Origin of the sequence: Candidatus Poriferisodalis sp., assembly GCF_965219595.1 — a bacterium.
Lineage (GTDB): Bacteria > Actinomycetota > Acidimicrobiia > Acidimicrobiales > Poriferisodalaceae > Poriferisodalis.
This window is the reverse complement of sequence record NZ_OZ244781.1, coordinates 3,542,995-3,558,999: the sequence shown is the minus strand read 5'-3', so window position 1 is coordinate 3,558,999 and position 16,005 is coordinate 3,542,995. Positions and strand designations below refer to the sequence as shown.

9 protein-coding genes are annotated in these 16,005 nt (G+C 65.0%); 3 read left to right on the top strand and 6 right to left on the bottom strand.

All coding sequences use genetic code 11. From position 1 onward, the window contains the following. Nucleotides 1-615 precede the first annotated feature (615 nt). A complete protein-coding gene (locus ACOQPE_RS15865; protein WP_420609835.1) occupies nucleotides 616-1,047 on the top strand; it encodes a hypothetical protein in 432 nt (143 codons plus the stop codon). 169 nt (nucleotides 1,048-1,216) lie between these two features. Here the strand turns inward: ACOQPE_RS15865 and ACOQPE_RS15860 are convergent, their stop codons facing one another. From ACOQPE_RS15860 to ACOQPE_RS15835, 6 genes are all read right to left on the bottom strand, one after another. Next, nucleotides 1,217-1,936 carry an HNH endonuclease gene (locus tag ACOQPE_RS15860; RefSeq protein WP_420609834.1) on the bottom strand — a complete coding sequence of 240 codons (720 nt, stop codon included), beginning with the start codon at nucleotides 1,934-1,936 and terminating at the stop codon, nucleotides 1,217-1,219. After that, on the bottom strand, nucleotides 1,875-3,098 hold the full coding sequence (locus tag ACOQPE_RS15855) for an AAA family ATPase (RefSeq protein ID WP_420609833.1): 1,224 nt from the start codon (nucleotides 3,096-3,098) through the stop codon (nucleotides 1,875-1,877). The genes ACOQPE_RS15860 and ACOQPE_RS15855 overlap by 62 nt, the downstream gene beginning before the upstream one ends. Beyond that, nucleotides 3,095-5,905, bottom strand: coding sequence for a class I SAM-dependent DNA methyltransferase (locus ACOQPE_RS15850; RefSeq protein ID WP_420609832.1), 2,811 nt, complete (start codon nucleotides 5,903-5,905; stop codon nucleotides 3,095-3,097). Before ACOQPE_RS15850 ends, ACOQPE_RS15855 begins: the two co-directional genes overlap by 4 nt. 92 nt (nucleotides 5,906-5,997) lie before the next feature. Beyond that, nucleotides 5,998-8,310 carry a xanthine dehydrogenase family protein molybdopterin-binding subunit gene (locus ACOQPE_RS15845; RefSeq protein ID WP_420609831.1) on the bottom strand — a complete coding sequence of 771 codons (2,313 nt, stop codon included), beginning with the start codon at nucleotides 8,308-8,310 and terminating at the stop codon, nucleotides 5,998-6,000. A gap of 151 nt (nucleotides 8,311-8,461) precedes the next feature. Next, nucleotides 8,462-9,259, bottom strand: a complete 798-nt coding sequence (locus tag ACOQPE_RS15840; RefSeq protein WP_420609830.1) for an alpha/beta fold hydrolase — start codon at nucleotides 9,257-9,259, stop codon at nucleotides 8,462-8,464. Nucleotides 9,260-9,301: 42 nt separating this feature from the next. Then, on the bottom strand, nucleotides 9,302-13,327 hold the full coding sequence (locus ACOQPE_RS15835; protein WP_420609829.1) for a hydantoinase B/oxoprolinase family protein: 4,026 nt from the start codon (nucleotides 13,325-13,327) through the stop codon (nucleotides 9,302-9,304). A 133-nt stretch (nucleotides 13,328-13,460) separates the two neighbouring features. Between ACOQPE_RS15835 and ACOQPE_RS15830 the strand changes: the two genes are divergently transcribed. Together ACOQPE_RS15830 and ACOQPE_RS15825 are read left to right on the top strand one after the other, a co-directional pair. Continuing rightward, the gene (locus tag ACOQPE_RS15830; protein WP_420609828.1) at nucleotides 13,461-14,813 is read left to right on the top strand and encodes an aspartate aminotransferase family protein; all 1,353 of its coding nucleotides are present in this window, start codon (nucleotides 13,461-13,463) and stop codon (nucleotides 14,811-14,813) included. Nucleotides 14,814-14,822: 9 nt separating this feature from the next. After that, nucleotides 14,823-15,968, top strand: a complete 1,146-nt coding sequence (locus ACOQPE_RS15825) for an aromatic ring-hydroxylating oxygenase subunit alpha (protein ID WP_420609827.1) — start codon at nucleotides 14,823-14,825, stop codon at nucleotides 15,966-15,968. Nucleotides 15,969-16,005: the final 37 nt, after the last annotated feature.

Sequence of the window (16,005 nt, the reverse complement as noted above, 5' to 3'; positions counted from 1 at the left end):
ATCGCTGGGACCGATCTGCATGTGTAGGTGGGACTTGAACCCGCAGCCTCTCCCTTAGCAGGGGAGCACGGTCTAAAGCAGCCCTTCAGCACCGTCACGACCGAACCTCACGGGTAGCGTGCCGTGCCTTGCACAACAGCAGGCTGTCCGAGTTCCTAGCCGAGTGGATCGCCGCCTACCGCCGACGCGTGCATACACCGGGCGGCCCGAAAGCCTCTGACTTCTCGCCACGGGGCAGACTCATGCTCAGCCTCGTAATCCGGCCAATGGTTGCCGCCCTCAACGTGCTCCTAGTCGTACTCATGATCTGGGCGTTCAACAACGGTGCCATTCTCCAAGGGATCGGCGCGGCTACAGCACTTTTCTTCAAAATCAATTTGGATGATGCCCTTCTATCCCGCAGGGAAGCTCAAGGCGTCAAGCGCTACAAAGAACAGCACGGCATCCCGCCCGAGCCGCTCCCCATGACGCTGTGGCGGCGACTGTTGCGGGCTGTCGGGCCGCCGCACCACGGTTGCTGCTGGTGCCTGAGATGCAGGACACGCGCCGAACTGCGAACGATCCGAAGCGCCGCGGCTAGTCTCCGCGCGCCGTCAACACACGGGAGAGGGACGCATGGCAGATGACGAGCAGGGATGGGTACCGCGTGGCTTCGTGCAAGAAATGCGCCAAGCAATCAGCAACATCAGACACGACCTCAGCGCGCAGGGCGACCATCTCCACCACCACGACGAACAACTTGAGCACGTATTCGACGCCCTGCGGGCCAACAACCAATCCGCAACCGAACTGGACCTTGCCGCCCTCAACAATGACCAACTCAAATTGGTCGGTGAGAACGTAGCCTCAAGAGCCATCCTCGTCGGTGCGGCCCTCAGACTCACCGCGGCGGGCCAAACAATTGGCGATGTGTTCGACGAAATTGACGACCTGTCCATCTATGACGATCTCACCCCGCTCAACGTGCGCCAAGAGGTTCAGAGCGCCCACACGCGTCTCGTCGAGTGGCTGCGGGAGTTCCTCACTGACCGCGAGTTGATGACCTGACCCAGCGGAGAACGCGACTTGGCCGGTCTCTGGGTCGTAGAGGCAGGTTCCGTCAGGGTCGACGAGCAGCCGCCGACCGGCGATCTCGACTTCCTTGAACGCCGCTAGCGCCGCTCCGCGGGCGTATGGAAGCTCCTACTGGCGCCGAGGCCTTCCGGACTCCGCGAGCTCAGGGTCTAGCAAGGCCACGTTTGGTGATTTCAGACGCAAGGAAGTGTCGACACGCTGACGCGAATTCGCTACTAGCGGCCGTGAGCGTGTCGATGTCGAGCCACAGTGACTCGGCTACTGCAGGTTGGCCTTCTGCGCGCTCGACAAGGTCGAGCAGAAGATCGAGCTTCTCCAATACCTGAGCACGACCATAGAGAAGCTCCATTCGGTTCAGGCCTAGGCGAGCTACGGTGGCACGCGAGCGTGGTCCCCCACGAGGAAGCGCCAATGGGCCACCAAAGGCCAAGTCATCCTCAACTTCATCCGTGTACGGGTCGAGCAGCGGGCAATTGACCGAATCATAGTCACCCTTGTTGGTGTTGCATCTTGGACAGGCAATGGTCAGATTGTCCCAGGTGCAAACCAGGTCGGGGTAAGTGCTCTTCGGGAGTTTATGTTCGATGTTGTCGTAAGCGACATCATTAATGCGCCCCTCGCAATAGGCGCACTTGGCATGAGTCTCAACCCGGAGTGCACTACGTATATCCGGGTGAGCATAGTGTCGCGGCGCGGTACCATTGCGATTGAAGTGCCAGCGCAAGTATTCGGCTGTCCAAGAGGCCACATTCTGAGCCAGAACAGCCGGTTCCTGCCCTTTAGCTAAACAAATCACTTCGCTAAGCCCCAGAGTTGTCGCTACTCGGCAACAACCTGTCCACGACGTCGGGGAATAAGTCACCCAAACCAATCTCTCGAAGTTGGGTGCGTAGCTCAGTCAGAAGATTTGTAGTCAGTTCTTGATCTCGTACTGAGTTCGCAATCCTCTCTACCTCGTCCTCAACCCAAAGTGGCACAGGGAATGGCACACCCAAGACATCTGTGAGGACTTCATTGGCAGATGCAGATCGATCGATATCTTCCAGACTCGTAGACTGAACACGTTCATCGGTGAAGTCGAGAACAACTACATTTGAATCTCGAACCGACGTTACCACAAAGGGATTGTGCGTAGCAATGATGAACTGCGCTTGCGGGAACGCGCTCAGGAGACCTGGCAGTACCGCGCGCTGAAGTCGGGGGTGCAGGTGATTCTCGGGTTCGTCCATGATCACGACAAAACTGTCATCTGATCGCGACCTCATATATATCTGCCAAGCTACGTCGACTAGTGCCGCCACGCCTCCTGACGCTGCGTCAATGGAGAAATCGCCTGTGCGTGTCTCCAAGATGACCTCTGGCATACGTATCACAATCCGCCGAAAACCAAGGTCAGGCGGAAGCACGTTTCGGAGGACTTCGGAGAACCCCTCGAAGGTACTCCGCGCCTCTTCGTCGGGAGCGACTGCCTGGTTGCCATAACCAAATACGGCTAATGAGATTAGGGCCGCTTTTAGTCGGTAGCTAGGAGATTCTATGCGAGCATTCGGTTGATAATATTGTCGAAGGTTGCTCAAATATTGGTCAAATAGCTGGTTGCTGGCCTGAATTTGTGTGGGGATCTGACCGACCTGCTGATAGCTATAGACGGGTCGGTGAGATGTGATATATATGCCTGGCACTGTTTGCCGACCTTGTATTGCAACCTGAAAGGAGGCGCCTTCTGCGGGTACTTGCAAGGTTGCAATGGACCCATCACCATATGCGAGGCGTCCGACTTCAACATTGCCGCTAGTAGCTTGTCTGAATAGCCCTGAGAAATACCGTCTCGCACCCTTGGCATCTATGCGGAGCGTGCCAACAAATGCGGGGGCCCATCCAAAATGTTGGCTCAATACACTTAGCAGTGTGGTCTTTCCTGCGCCATTGGCACCAGTAATGACGGTTACCCGAGGATGAAAGCCAATCTGTACGGAACCGAACTGACGCCAGTTTTCGATTGTAAGCGATCGAAAATGTGTCATCTGCCGTCCCGGTATGAACTTAGTGGCGCCTTCATTTGTTCGTATAGGCCGAAGAGGTGCTGGAGGCGTTCGGATTCTGACTTGAACGCGGGTCTGCCGCGGTAGAGGCGGTCGACAGCTCGGTCGAGGTCACGGTGTGCTTTGCGAAGCTCGATCGGCATGAGGTCCGGAGCGTAAAGCTCCGCCAGTGTGGATTCCGGGTGTGCCGCGCGCGCGTCGAGTACTGCTTGCGCTGGAGCATCGAGTGGTGTTGGCGCGTTGCCGACCGTGAGGCCTTGGGGCACCGGAAAGGTGTTGTAGACGACACCTACCGAGTATTGGGGATCGCTCTTCATGCGCCCGGTGACAGTTCGCATCCAGGCCATGTGCATCGCCGAGTTCAACAGGCCGAACTCGGCGAGAGAGGCGTTGAGCAAGATCCTCAGTTTGTTGCTTGGCACCGAAGGCGGCTCGAGCCAGCCGATCGGAAGGTACTCCCTGGAAGCCGAGCTCACCTCTGGTAGCACCAAGAATGGTTCCTGCGGAATCACGGTCACATGCCAGCTAGTGGGTGTGTCTGCCAGCTGCTGGGTCGGCTTGCTCTTGCTATTCTGCCGGTACTCGCGTACGGCGGCGATGCGTTCTCGGATAGCGGGCAGGCGTGCGAGGTCTCTCGGTGAAGAGTTCTGCAGTTTGAGAATCCAGCGTTCCCCGCCTTGCAGGTACTCGCGGGCGCCGATGAAGGGAACGACGAATGACGCCGCAGCCGGTTCTCGTTCGAGCAGTGACTCGCGCTGCTCTCGGTTGAATATGTAGTGACCGCCATCGATCGGCTTTGAGCCGGTCAGTAACCGTCGCAATCCGTTGATTGGCCGGCCTTCTTCTTTGACGGTCAAACGGGGGTTCTTGTGCCTGGTGCCGTCGAGCAGGTAGGGCGTGATGATCTTGCAGGTGCCCACGAGCGGTTCGCCATTGATGTCGGGATATGCATAGAGCGGCCGATGTGCTGGAGCGTGCTCGGCAGGGTCGAGACCGAGGATGATGACGTGAACATGTGCCTTGCCGCGAGCATCGGAGCCCCATGCGAAAGTTCGATGTGCATATGAGATGTCGAGGTTGTGTCGCTCAAAAATGAGAGGCCAGAACTGTGCGACCTGTTCGCCTTGGGTGATCGAGTTGGTTGCGACGAACCCGATTCGCGGCGGGCGTTGTCCGAGGCCGGCTGCGGTATCGGTTTGGCGGATGTACTTGGCGGCGCGGATGAACCACGCTGTGACGTAGTCGAGCGTTCCGCCGCTGCCGCCGAGCTGGGCGATGCGCCGCACCTGCGCACGCTGCTCGGTGCTTTGGAACTTGGCACCGATGAAGGGCGGATTGCCAAACACGTAGGAGCACTCGGAGGGCGGCAGGAAGTCTGCCCAGTCGAGTTCCAGCGCGTCGCCGACTTCGATGTGGGGCGACTTCTCGAGCGGGATGCGCACGTAGGGCTCGCCGAACGTGTGGGCGAGCTCGCGGTTCATGAGGTGGTCCATCATCCACAGCGATGTGGCCGCGATACGAGCTGGAAACTCGCTGATCTCGATGCCATAGAACTGGTCGACGTCGATGACCGACTTCACCTCGAACGGCATCACCTGTTGAGCCGACGACCGGGTGCGTGCTGCGATCTCGTCGAGGACGTCGATCTCCAACAAGCGCAGCTCCCTGTAGGCGATGATCAAGAAGTTGCCACAGCCGCATGCGGGATCGAAGAAGCGCAGCTCTCCGAGGCGGTCCCGGAGGCGGTACAGCTCGGCCACGACATCGCCGCTGTGCTTGGCACACAGTGCGTCATATTCGGCGCGCAGGTCGTCGAGGAACAGCGGCTCGATGACCCGAAGGATGTTCTGCTCGGTGGTGTAGTGGGCACCTTGGGATCGGCGCTCGATCGGCTCCATCACAGACTGGAACAGCGCACCGAAGATTGCGGGCGAGGTCTTGGACCAGTTGAACCGGCACGCGTCCAGCAGCGCAGCGCGCATCTCCCCGTCGAAGTCGGCAGTCGACAGCCGCTCAGCGAACAGATCGCCGTTTACATATGGGAAGCGCGCCAAGTCCTCGTCCAGCTTGGCCTGCCGCTCCTCCGTTGGTGTATCGAGCACCTCGAACAAATGCGACAGCCGCGGCCCCAAATCGGTGCCGTCGACTGAGGTGCGGTCTTCCAGGAAGTCGAGAAACATGTCCTGACGCGGAAAGATGCCCGAGTCGTCGGCAAACATGCAGAACACCATCCGCACCAAGAACCGCTCAAGGTCGTCGCCGCGGTAGCCGGACTCGTCGAGCGCGTCGTGCAGACGGCCCATGAGCTCTGAGGCCTCGATGTTGACCGGGTCTTCCTCGCGAAGTGCCCGACGCCGTTGACCGACGATGAACGCGAAGTTCTCGACTTGATCCGGCAGATCGGCGAGCGGAAACCGGATTTCCTCACGCGTGTCGCGGTCGAGCAACTCGAATGTCCTGAAGTCGCACAACAGTTGATAACGGGGTCGCTCGCGCTCTGCGATGGCATCGAAGTAGGCACCCGCCTGCTCCGCGGCGGCCAGCAGGCTTCGCCCGGCGCTCTTTTGTTCCACTAGCAGCACACCCGGCCAGAACAGATCGATGAAACCGCTCCGATTGTCCAGCTTCTTGACATGCTCTTCGTAGCGCGCCACGTCGCGCCGTCGCTTGCCGAACACGTCGAAGAAAGCGTCGTAGAAGCTCTGAGTTTCGCCCTTTTCATAGGAAGCATCCGCCCAGTCCGTAGCGAATTGGGCAGCGCGCACCCTGATCTCGTTCCACGAGAGCATCACGGCAACCTAACGGGCTGGTTCAGGCCAACCCGTGTTGGCAGAATGAACTCGCAACGGCCGCTGTAATGCCGTCGGCTTGTGGTGCGGGTTCAGGCGCTCTGCAGTGCTCGCCAGACGTTCTGGGGGCTGCAGGGCATGTCGATGTGGTCGATACCCAGGTGGGCCACCGCATCGCACACTGCGTTGTGCACCGCCGGCGTGGAGCCAATCGTGCCCGACTCGCCGATGCCCTTGGCGCCCAGCGGGTTGCGGGGGCTGGCGGTCTCGGTGTTGGACACCTCGAAGCTCGGCAGCTCGGCGGCCGAAGGCACCAGGTAGTCGCCGAGACTCGGGTTGCGGGGCTGGCCGTCGCCGTCGTACTCGACGTGTTCGTACAGCGCCTGCGCGATGCCTTGGGCAATGCCGCCGTGCTGCTGGCCGTTCACGATGAGCGGATTCATGATGGTGCCGCAGTCGTCAACCGCCACGTGGCGCACCAACTCGACCTCGCCGGTGTCGCGGTCGACCTCGACGACGGCCACATGGGAACCGAACGGGAACGTGGAATCGGTGCCGTCGAAGTTCTCCTCGGCCATCAGGCCTGCCTCGAGACCTGACGGGCGGGCACTGTCGTCGTTGGCCAGCTTGGCGATGTCGGCCCAGCTCACCGAGCTGGTCGGCACGCCGGCAACTGCTAGGCCGCCTTCGGCTACCACGATGTCGTCGGCAGACGCCTCGAGCAGGTGAGCGGCGAGCTGCTTGCCCTTTTCCAGCACGGCTTGGCTCGACAGGTACACGGCCGAACCAGCCGTCTGCAGCGAGCGCGAGCCCAGCGTGCCCGCACCCGAGGGCACCTCGGCGGTGTCGGCATCGAGGTGGGTGACCTGATCCATGGGAATGCCCAGCACTCCCTCGACGATCTGGCTGAATGCCGTGTCGTGGCCCTGACCGTGGCTGGAGGTGCCCACCCGGATCGTGGCTGTGCCGTCTTCGTGCACTTCGGTGCTGCCGTACTCCACGTGCAGGCCCACCGGAGCGGTGATCTCCACGTACGACGACACGCCGATGCCCAGCAGCTTCGAGTCGCCGGCGTCGCGCCGGGCCTGCTGCTCGGCTCGCAGATCGGCATAACCGGAGGCTTCGAGCACGGCGTCGAGGGCCTGCTCGTACTCGCCGGAGTCGTAGCTGACGCCCGTCTGCAAGGCGGTCGGGAAGGCATCGGGCTGCAGGTAGTTCTTGCGTCGGATCTCGGCCGGGTCCATGCCGATCGCGGCAGCGGCCTTGTCCAGGATGCGCTCCACCATCTGGGTCGCCTCTGGACGCCCGGCGCCGCGGTACGCACCGATCGGCGTGGTGTTGGTGATGACCGTCTGCGAGACGAAGTCGATGACGGGAATGTCGTACACGGCCTGGCTGAGCATTCCTGTGAGCATCGGCAGGATTGCACCGATGATCGGGTAAGCGCCGGCGTCCGCAATCACGTGCGCCTTCAGGCCAACGATGCTGCCGTCGTTGCGTACGCCCATCTCCACGTTCATCACCATGGCGCGGCCCTGCACCATCGACAGCATGTTTTCGGTGCGGTTCTCGGTCCACCGGGTCGGGCGGCCCAATGCTTGGGCTGCTTTGCCGACGACGATGTACTCGGGGTACACCGCGGCCTTCGGGCCGAAGCCGCCGCCAACCCACGGCGCGGTCACCCGCAGCTGATCCGGTTCGAGGCCGAGCGCGGGTGCGAGCGCCTCATGCTGGGAGTGGGCGTTCTGCACCGACAGGTGCAGGGTCATGCTGCCGTCGCCACCCGGCACGGCCACGCACCCGTTGGGCTCCATCGGAGCGCCTGCCAAGCGCTGGGTGACGATGCGCTCCGACACGACCTGATCAGCGCCGGCGAGGGCATCCACTCCCGGCCGCTCGCCGGTCTCCTCATCCGGGCCCGGGATAGCGAACGGGAAGCACACGTTGGATGCCTGCCCGTCCCATACGACGGGCGAGTCGGGATCGGCCGCCCGCTCGAAGTCTGAGACGACCGGCAGGGGGCTGTAGTCGACGTAAACAGCCTCGGCTGCGTCATTCGCCTGCGCTTGGGTCTCTGCGACCACTGCCGCCACCATGTCGCCGACGAAGCGCACCCGGCCCGCCGCCAACGGCGGGCGGTTGAAGTCCGGCGGCATCATCGGGAAGCCCTGGAACGCATCCATCGGCAGATTCTCCGACGTGTACACCGCCACGACGCCCGGCATGGACGCCGCCTCGGAGGTGTCGATCGAGACGATCTCGGCGTGAGCCTCCGGCGAGCGCACGAAGGCGACTCGCGCCGCGTCGACGTCAAGGTCGTCGACGTAGTGATTCGCCCCGGTCAGCAGTCCAGGATCTTCCTTGCGCTGAACAGGATTTCCCAGGATCGAACCCGATGCGGCCATCGCTTGCCCCCTTGTGGCTGGCACCCCTGCGGGGCGCCGGATTGCGTTCAGAACGGCGTGCCCGGCCGCGCACGACCGGGCGTCAGCCGCGACAGTAGCCCAACGCCCAGCCGGCGCTGAGCGCTGCAGGATGGGCAGTAGGGCAGGCTGTTCAGCCGTCGGCCCGAGCGGTGGCGGCCCTGTCGAGCGATGCCAGCCAGCTCGCCACGGTGTGCGCCGCGAGGCCCGGGTTCTCGCACATCCACCAGTGGCCCACGTCCAGCAGCTCGGTGACCCTGGCGCCCGCGCGGGTGGCGATACGGCGATGCATGACACCGCCGCCGGTGAAGTGATCGCCTGCCGCCAGGATGCACAGGCCGGGCCGTCGGCCGGCCGCAGCGATGTTGAAGCCCAGGTCGGCCATGGCGGGCTGGGCAGCATCGCGGTAGAGCGCCAGGATGCACCGGCCCATGTCGGCGTTGATGTGGGGCACCACGGCTTCGGCCACCTCGGGTCCCATGCCGAGACCTGCATAGAAGGCGACTCGCTCGTCGTCAGGACGGCTGATCATGCGCTCGATGGAGGCATCTCCCTCGGGTGTCTGCCAGAGCTGTGCCGCGTCATGCCAGACGTAGTCGGGATCGAACAGGCCGATGACGTCGGTGCACCACGAGCGGATCAGGTCTGGGCGTTCCATGGCGATGCGCATGACATGGCCACCTCCCCAGTCATGCCCCAGCAGGTCCACGTGCTCGGCGCCGGCCGCGAGCAGTTGCTCCAGCTCGGCTGCGAGCCAGTCCCTGTACTCGTTCATGCTGGCGCCGAAGCCCTCGGGCGCCGGTACGCCGAACCCCGGCGGCGACAGCGCCACAACGTCGGCAGGGCCGATGCCGTGGCGCTCGAGGGCGGCGCGCATCGGATCCCAGATGGCGGTTGTCTCGGGGTTGCCGTGAACGAGCACGAGCGTCATTGCGAACGTCTCCCTGTCGGGGAATCAGGATTCTCTGGGGGGTCAGGCGGTCGTTGAAGCGGTCGGACCGTCTGCACGCAGTCGAGCGGTCGCTTCGACATCGACGGATCGGCCATCGTCGCCGATCACAACCCCGTAGTCGCGACGGGCGCCCTCGACGCTGACAACGTCGTCCATCACGTCCCGCAGCACTGCGCTGGGCTCACGCTCGAACGCGTCGCCCCAGCCGCCCCCGCCGGGCGTGTCGGCGATCATGCGTGCGGGACCCATCCGCTTCACGCCGTACTTGGGCGGCACGAACGTCGGCCCGTCGGACTCGGTGTCGACGGGAGCGATCCACTCCAAGCCGACCCCGCCGGTGCCGCCGCCGCGCACACCGTGTCCCGAGGGCGTGTCGAGGCCTTCCGCCCGGAACGACCAGATGGCGGGTTGGAGGATGTCGGCCTCGTACCGCACCCCGGTGCCGCCGCGGCGGCGACCCGGCCCGGCGTTGTCGCGGCGTTGCTCGTGGCGCACGTAGCGCACCGGATACATCTGCTCGTGGAACTCCAGGTTGGGCATGTCGAGGCCGCCGAGGCTGATCAGGTGCCCCATCTGCACGAAGCCGTCACGCTCTGCGGTGGCGCCTGGCGTGCCCATGGCGTGCCACTGGTACATCACCCACGTGGTGCCGTCGTCATTGCGGCCGGCCACATGCCCGTGCATCGTTTTGGACCACGCCGCACATGCCCTGCCCGGGTCCGCCTGGGCGAGCGCCTGCCAGGTGGCGATCACGATCTCGTGTGCCACGTACACCGTGTTCATGGTCATCGGTGCCGGCGGCCGGGCATTCACGATGCTGCCCTCGGGGGCGATGACCGTGACCGGCCGGTAGGTGCCCTCATTGCGAGGGATCGACGTGTCGAAGAACGACGACAGCGCCAGGAACACCGACGAGTAGGTGTTGGCGACCGAGCTGTTCTTGAAGCCCTCGATCTGCGGATCAGTGCCGGTGAAGTCCAGCTCCATCTCGTCGCCGGTGATGGTCATGCGGACGCGCACGGCGATGTCTGCCGGTCCGAAGCAGTCATTGTCGGTGCGGTCCTCGCCGTAGTAGGTGCCGTCGGGCAGGGCCGCAATGGCGGCGCGCATGCGGCGCTCGCCGTGCTCGAGCACGCCGTCGAGATAGGCCTGGTAGGCGTCGATGCCCAGCTCGGTTGCAAGCCCGATGACCCGTTCGGCACCGATCCGGGTCGAGCCGATCATGGCCAGCAGGTCGCCGTCGAGCAGCTCGGGTGTGCGGCAGTTGATGAGCAGCAGCTCCCAGAGATCTTCCCGGACCGTGCCGGCTTCGACCAGCTTGAGCACCGGCAGGCGGATGCCCTCCTGCCAGATCTCGGTGGCTTCGGGGTTGTAGGTGCCGGCCAGGCCGCCGCCGATGTCGGATTGGTGCGCGCGGTTGCAGCAGAAGCCGATGAGCGGGGGTGCGTCAGCGCCGTCGACAGACTCGTCTGATTCGTCTGATTCGGCGAAGATCGGCCGGGCGATGACCCAGTCGGGCAGGTGGTTGCCGCCGGCCACATAGGGGTCCGACAGCAGGTACACGTCCTCGGGCTCGATGCGGCCGCCGTACTTGGCCAGCAGCGCTCGCACGGCGAATCCGCCGCCGCCGGTGTGGATCGGGATGCCGTCGGCGTTGGCCACCAGCGTCCCGTCGGGAGTCGTCACGAAGCAGGAGAAGTCGTGGCTCTGGCTGAAGATCGTGCTGCGGGCGGTGCGAGTCATCACCCAGCCCATGTGGCGGCTGATCTGGTCCAGCCGGTTCTGCATCACGGCCAGCACGACCGGGTCGAGCTCGCCGCCCGCACGCGTCGTCGTGGCTCGACCGGTCGCCCCGCCTTCGGTCGCCTCGGCCTCGCTGGGTGCGAGATCGATGAACAGGTCGCCGCTGGCGTCCACCCACAGGCGGTCGCCGGGGCGAGCGACGATCGTGGTGGTCAGCTCCTCGACGAGTGCCGGCCCGACGATCTGGTGACCCGAGCGCAGCGTCTCGCCGTCGTACACCGGCGTCGGGCACCAGCCCGATGCGCCGTGCCACACCGATCTTGTCTCGAACGGCTCAGGATCGGCGACCGCGAGCGGCGCAGCCGTGGGGACGACGTCGCCCGTCGATGCGCGGGCGATCAAGCGCAACGAGGCGATCATGATCGTGCCGTCGGTCTGCACGTGGCCGTACAGGCGCTGATACTCGGCTTCGAACGCTGAGCGCACAGCAGCGACGTCGACGGTTGCGGCGCTGCCGACAAATGCCGGGACCCGGATCGACCACAGCTGGCCGGGGTGGTGAAGCTCCAGCTCGCAGTCCAGCGTCACAGCGGCTGCATCAAAGCCCTCGGCGCCCATGACGTCGAGCGCGTCCGCTTGCAGCTCGGCCAGCCCAGCCTCGATCTCCGCGGTGTCCAGCTCGTCGAGCGAGCCCATCAGGAAGCGGGTGAAGTCCTGGCGCACGTCGGCGTGGAGCATCCCGATGGCGCACAGCGCACCGGCGTCCCGGGGCACATAGACACGCTCGCAGCCGAGACCCGCAGCAACCGGGGCGCCGTGCATCGGGCCGGCGCCTCCCGCGGCAACCATCGTGAACCGCCGGGGTGAATGGCCCCGTTCGATCGAGATGTGCTCGGTGGCGCTGAGCAGATGCTGCTCGACGACTTCCACGATCCCGGCGGCGGCCTCCTCGATGGTCATCCCGAGCGGCTCGGCCACGTGGACCTCGATCGCCTCGCGGGCGGCGTCGATGTCGAGGTCCAAGGTGCCGCCGGCCGACTTGCCGGGACGCAGTCGGCCCAGCACGAGCTGGGCGTCGGTGACAGTGGGGAGCTCGCCGCCGTTGCCGTAGCAGGCAGGACCGGGGACAGCACCGGCGCCCTGGGGTCCTACATACAGCAGTCCGGCTTCGTCGACGCCGGCGATCGTGCCGCCGCCTGCGCCGATCGTGTGGATGTCGATGGCCGGGGTGGAGACGTGGTAGCCGGCGATCATGATCTCGTCGCGGGTGTCCACTTCGCCGCCCGACATCAGCAGCACGTCGCACGACGTGCCGCCGATCTCCATCGAGACGAGATTGCCCGGCTGCGCCGCAGTGCGTGTCGCGGAGCTGTGCAGTGCGGTGTCGACCGCCTCGCGGTACAGGTTCAGTGCACCCACGGCAGCAGCGGGTCCGCTCAGCAGCAGGTTCACCGGCCGCTCGGACAGATGGTCAACCGAGGCAGCACCGCCGTTGGACTGCACCAGCAGGATCGAGTGGCGCAAACCGGCGGCCGCCAGATCGTCGTTCAGCGATTGCAGGTACGACACGATCTTCGGCGAGAGCGCCGCATTGACGACCGCCGTGGAGGTCCGCTCGTACTCGCCCATCAGCGGCGACACGGCTGCCGATGCGGTCACCCAGTCGCCGTCCCACTGCTCGCGCACCGCTTCGGTTGCGGCTTGCTCGTGTGCGTCGTTGACGAAGGAGTTCATGAAGGCGACTGCCACGGCCTCCACGCCGTGGCTGTCGAATTGGTCGAGGATCTCGCTGAGGCCGCCCAGGTCGAGCGGAGCGTGCTCGGTGCCGTCGGCGTCGATGCGGCCCGGCACCGTGGTCCGCAGGTAGCGAGGCACCAGCACGGGGGCGTAGGGAGCGCGGTGATTCCACTGGTCCTCGCGCAGCCCCCGGCGGATCTCGAGCGTGTCGCGGAATCCGTCGGTGCCGATCAGGCCGACGGTGGCGCCGGTTCCCTCCAGCATCGTGTTGGTGGCCACCGTGGAGCCGTGCACGAACAGCGAGCAGTCGGCCAGCACCTCATCGAGCGGCAGCCCCGCTTCGACAGCGACGCGTGCCAGCGCGGCATGCACACCGCGGCTCGGGTCGGCTGGGACCGAGGGCACTTTCGCCACCCAGGTGTCGCCGTGGTCGTCGGCCAGCACCAAGTCGGTAAAGGTGCCCCCGACGTCCACACCGATGCGCCACGGCGCCACCGGTCGTCGCTGCGAGCGGTCGGCCCCACCGGTGCTGCCGTTGGGGCCAGGTGTGGTCGTGGACTCGCTCATCCCCCCAGTCTCGCAGCATTGCCCAACCCACAGCTTGTGCAGTCGCCGATTGGGGTCCAACCAGCCGCGATTGCTCTCGCCGTGGGGGTGCCGCAGCGCTGAAAGCGCAACCGCGGTTTGCGAGACTGAGCCGATGCCGGGACGATCCCGGCCTGATCGGGGAGGCCAGATGCGGGAGCAGGGCTGGAGCGCACCGCAGTCGGCGGCGCTCTATGAGCGGGCCCAGCGCTCGATTCCCGACGGCTCGTCGCGGTCGATGCTGCTGCGGCGCCCCCATCCCATCTATGTCGACCACGCCGCCGGTGCGTGGGTCACCGATGTGGACGGCAACCGCTACCTCGACTGCAACAACAACTTCGCCTCGATCATCATCGGCCATGCCGATCCGGGCATCTCAGCAGCCGTTGCGGTGCGGATGGCGCGGGGCTCGGCCTTCTCGCTTGCCAACGATGTCGAGATCGATCTGGCCGAACTGCTCTGCGAGCGCGTGGAGAGCTTCGAGCTGATCCGTTTCTGCAACTCCGGCACCGAGGCCGTGATGGCTGCGCTGAAGGCAGCACGCGGGTTCACGGGCCGCCCCAACGTGATCAAGGTGGAAGGCTCCTATCACGGCACCTACGACCACGCCGAGGCCAGCCTTGGGGCAGATCCCAGCAACTGGGGAGATGTGGCTGCGCCCCGGACGGTGCCCTACGCGTTCGGCACGCCCACCTCAGTCGCGCACGAGGTCGGCATCATCGCCTACAACGACGCCGAGGGCGCCCGCGTGGCCATCGAGCAGGCCGGGGATCAGCTTGCCGCGGTGCTGCTCGACCCGATGCCGAACCGGGTCGGGATGCCCGACCTCGAACCTGAGTTCATCGCAGCCGTGCGCGAGACCACCCGCAAGGTGGGGGCCCTGCTGGTGCTCGACGAGGTGATCACGTTCCGGCTGGGCCACGGGGGCATGCAGACGCTGGCAGAGATCGACCCCGACCTGACCACGCTGGGCAAGATCATCGGCGGGGGATTCCCGGTGGGAGCGATCGCTGGGCGCACAGGTCCGATGGAGACCTTTGTGCGGATCGACGGCGACCGGGCCAAGGTGCCCTCCGGCGGCACGTTTTCGGCCAACCCCATCACGATGGCTGCCGGCCACGAGACGATGACTCGACTCGACCACGACGCGTTCGCCCGGCTCGACTACATCGGTGAAGCGGTGCGCTCGGGCCTGCGGGAGCTCTTCGACCGTGCGGGCCTGGAGTGGCAGGTGACGGGCCGGGGCAGCCTGTTCCGGGTGCACTCCCACCAGCGACACATTCGCAACTACCGCGACTCCTACCAATCCAGCGACGAGAAGGCGGTCGTCGAGCAGTTCGGCCTGCGCATGCAGGCCAACGGCGTGTACTTCATCGGCGACAGCCTGGGTTCGCTGAATCTGGCCACCACCGACGAAGACATCGAGCACTTCCTGATGGCCGCAGCGGCCTCGCTGCCGGGGGGATAATGCGGGGCAATGCCGACGACGCCGCTTGACCACGACGCTCCCGTCAACATCGCTGCGGGCTTCGACGCCGACCCTGCCAACTCGATGTCATTGCACGCCGATGCGTACATCTCCCAGCGTTGGCACGACATCGAGCAGCGTGAGGTGTTCGCTCGCAGCTGGCAGTGGGTGTGCCACGTCGAGTCGCTGCGCAACCCCGGCGACTACGTGGCGCTGGAGGTCGCTGGCATGCCGGTCGCGCTGGTGCGAGGCAACGACGGCGAACTGCGGGCGTTCTACAACGTCTGCCAGCACCGGGCGCACCATGTGCTCGCCGGGGCCGGCAACACCGGCAGCATCGTGTGCCCGTACCACGGCTGGGCCTACGACTTGTCCGGCCAGCTGCACCGGGCCCGCGAGACGGACCGGGTGCCGGGGTTCGACCCGTCGCAGATCTGCCTGCAGGCAGTCCGGGCGGAGGAGTTCGGCGGCTTCGTCTACGTCAACCTCGACCCCGATGCCGAGTCGCTGGCGGTCCAATCCGGTGGCTTCGGCGCCGAGATCGCGCGCTGGGCGCCCGACGTGGCCGAGCTGACCCACGTCCGGCGCTTCAGCTACGAGATCGCCTCCAACTGGAAGAACGTGGTCGACAACTTCCTCGAGTGCTACCACTGCCACATCGCCCACCCAGACTTCGTGACGCTGGTGGAGATGGACACCTATCGGGTCACCACGCACGGCATCTATTCCAGCCACATGGCACGGGCGGGCCACTCGGACAACTCGGCCTACGACGTCGAGGGCTCCAGCGTGAAGAATCTCGCCGTGTGGTGGCTGTGGCCCAACACCTGCTTGATGCGCTACCCGGGTCGAGGCAACTTCAGCATCATGCAGATGGTGCCCACCGGGCCCGAGACGACTCACGAGACGATCGACTTCTACTTCGAATCGGCGGAGCTGGACCCGGGCGACATCGAGTCGATGCGCTACATCGACGAGATCCTCCAACCCGAGGACATCGGCATCGTGGAGAGCGTCCAGAACGGGATGCGCACGCCGGCGTTCACCCAGGGCCGCATCGTGTGCGATCCAGACGGCTCCGGGCTCTCCGAGCACGGTGTGCACCACTTTCACGGGCTCGTGTTGGACGCCTACCGCCGCGCCGGCGCCATCTAGCTATCTAGCCGCCGCAGCATTCCGTCCGCCGTTGCGG

What these genes read in the sequence shown, in the direction of transcription:
- ACOQPE_RS15865 (WP_420609835.1), top strand. Translation starts at nt 616, where the DNA reads ATGGCAGATGACGAGCAGGGATGGGTACCGCGTGGCTTCGTGCAAGAA.
- ACOQPE_RS15855 (WP_420609833.1), bottom strand. Translation starts at nt 3,098, where the DNA reads ATGACACATTTTCGATCGCTTACAATCGAAAACTGGCGTCAGTTCGGT.
- ACOQPE_RS15850 (WP_420609832.1), bottom strand. Translation starts at nt 5,905, where the DNA reads ATGCTCTCGTGGAACGAGATCAGGGTGCGCGCTGCCCAATTCGCTACG.
- ACOQPE_RS15845 (WP_420609831.1), bottom strand. Translation starts at nt 8,310, where the DNA reads ATGGCCGCATCGGGTTCGATCCTGGGAAATCCTGTTCAGCGCAAGGAA.
- ACOQPE_RS15840 (WP_420609830.1), bottom strand. Translation starts at nt 9,259, where the DNA reads ATGACGCTCGTGCTCGTTCACGGCAACCCCGAGACAACCGCCATCTGG.
- ACOQPE_RS15835 (WP_420609829.1), bottom strand. Translation starts at nt 13,327, where the DNA reads ATGAGCGAGTCCACGACCACACCTGGCCCCAACGGCAGCACCGGTGGG.
- ACOQPE_RS15830 (WP_420609828.1), top strand. Translation starts at nt 13,461, where the DNA reads ATGCCGGGACGATCCCGGCCTGATCGGGGAGGCCAGATGCGGGAGCAG.
- ACOQPE_RS15825 (WP_420609827.1), top strand. Translation starts at nt 14,823, where the DNA reads ATGCCGACGACGCCGCTTGACCACGACGCTCCCGTCAACATCGCTGCG.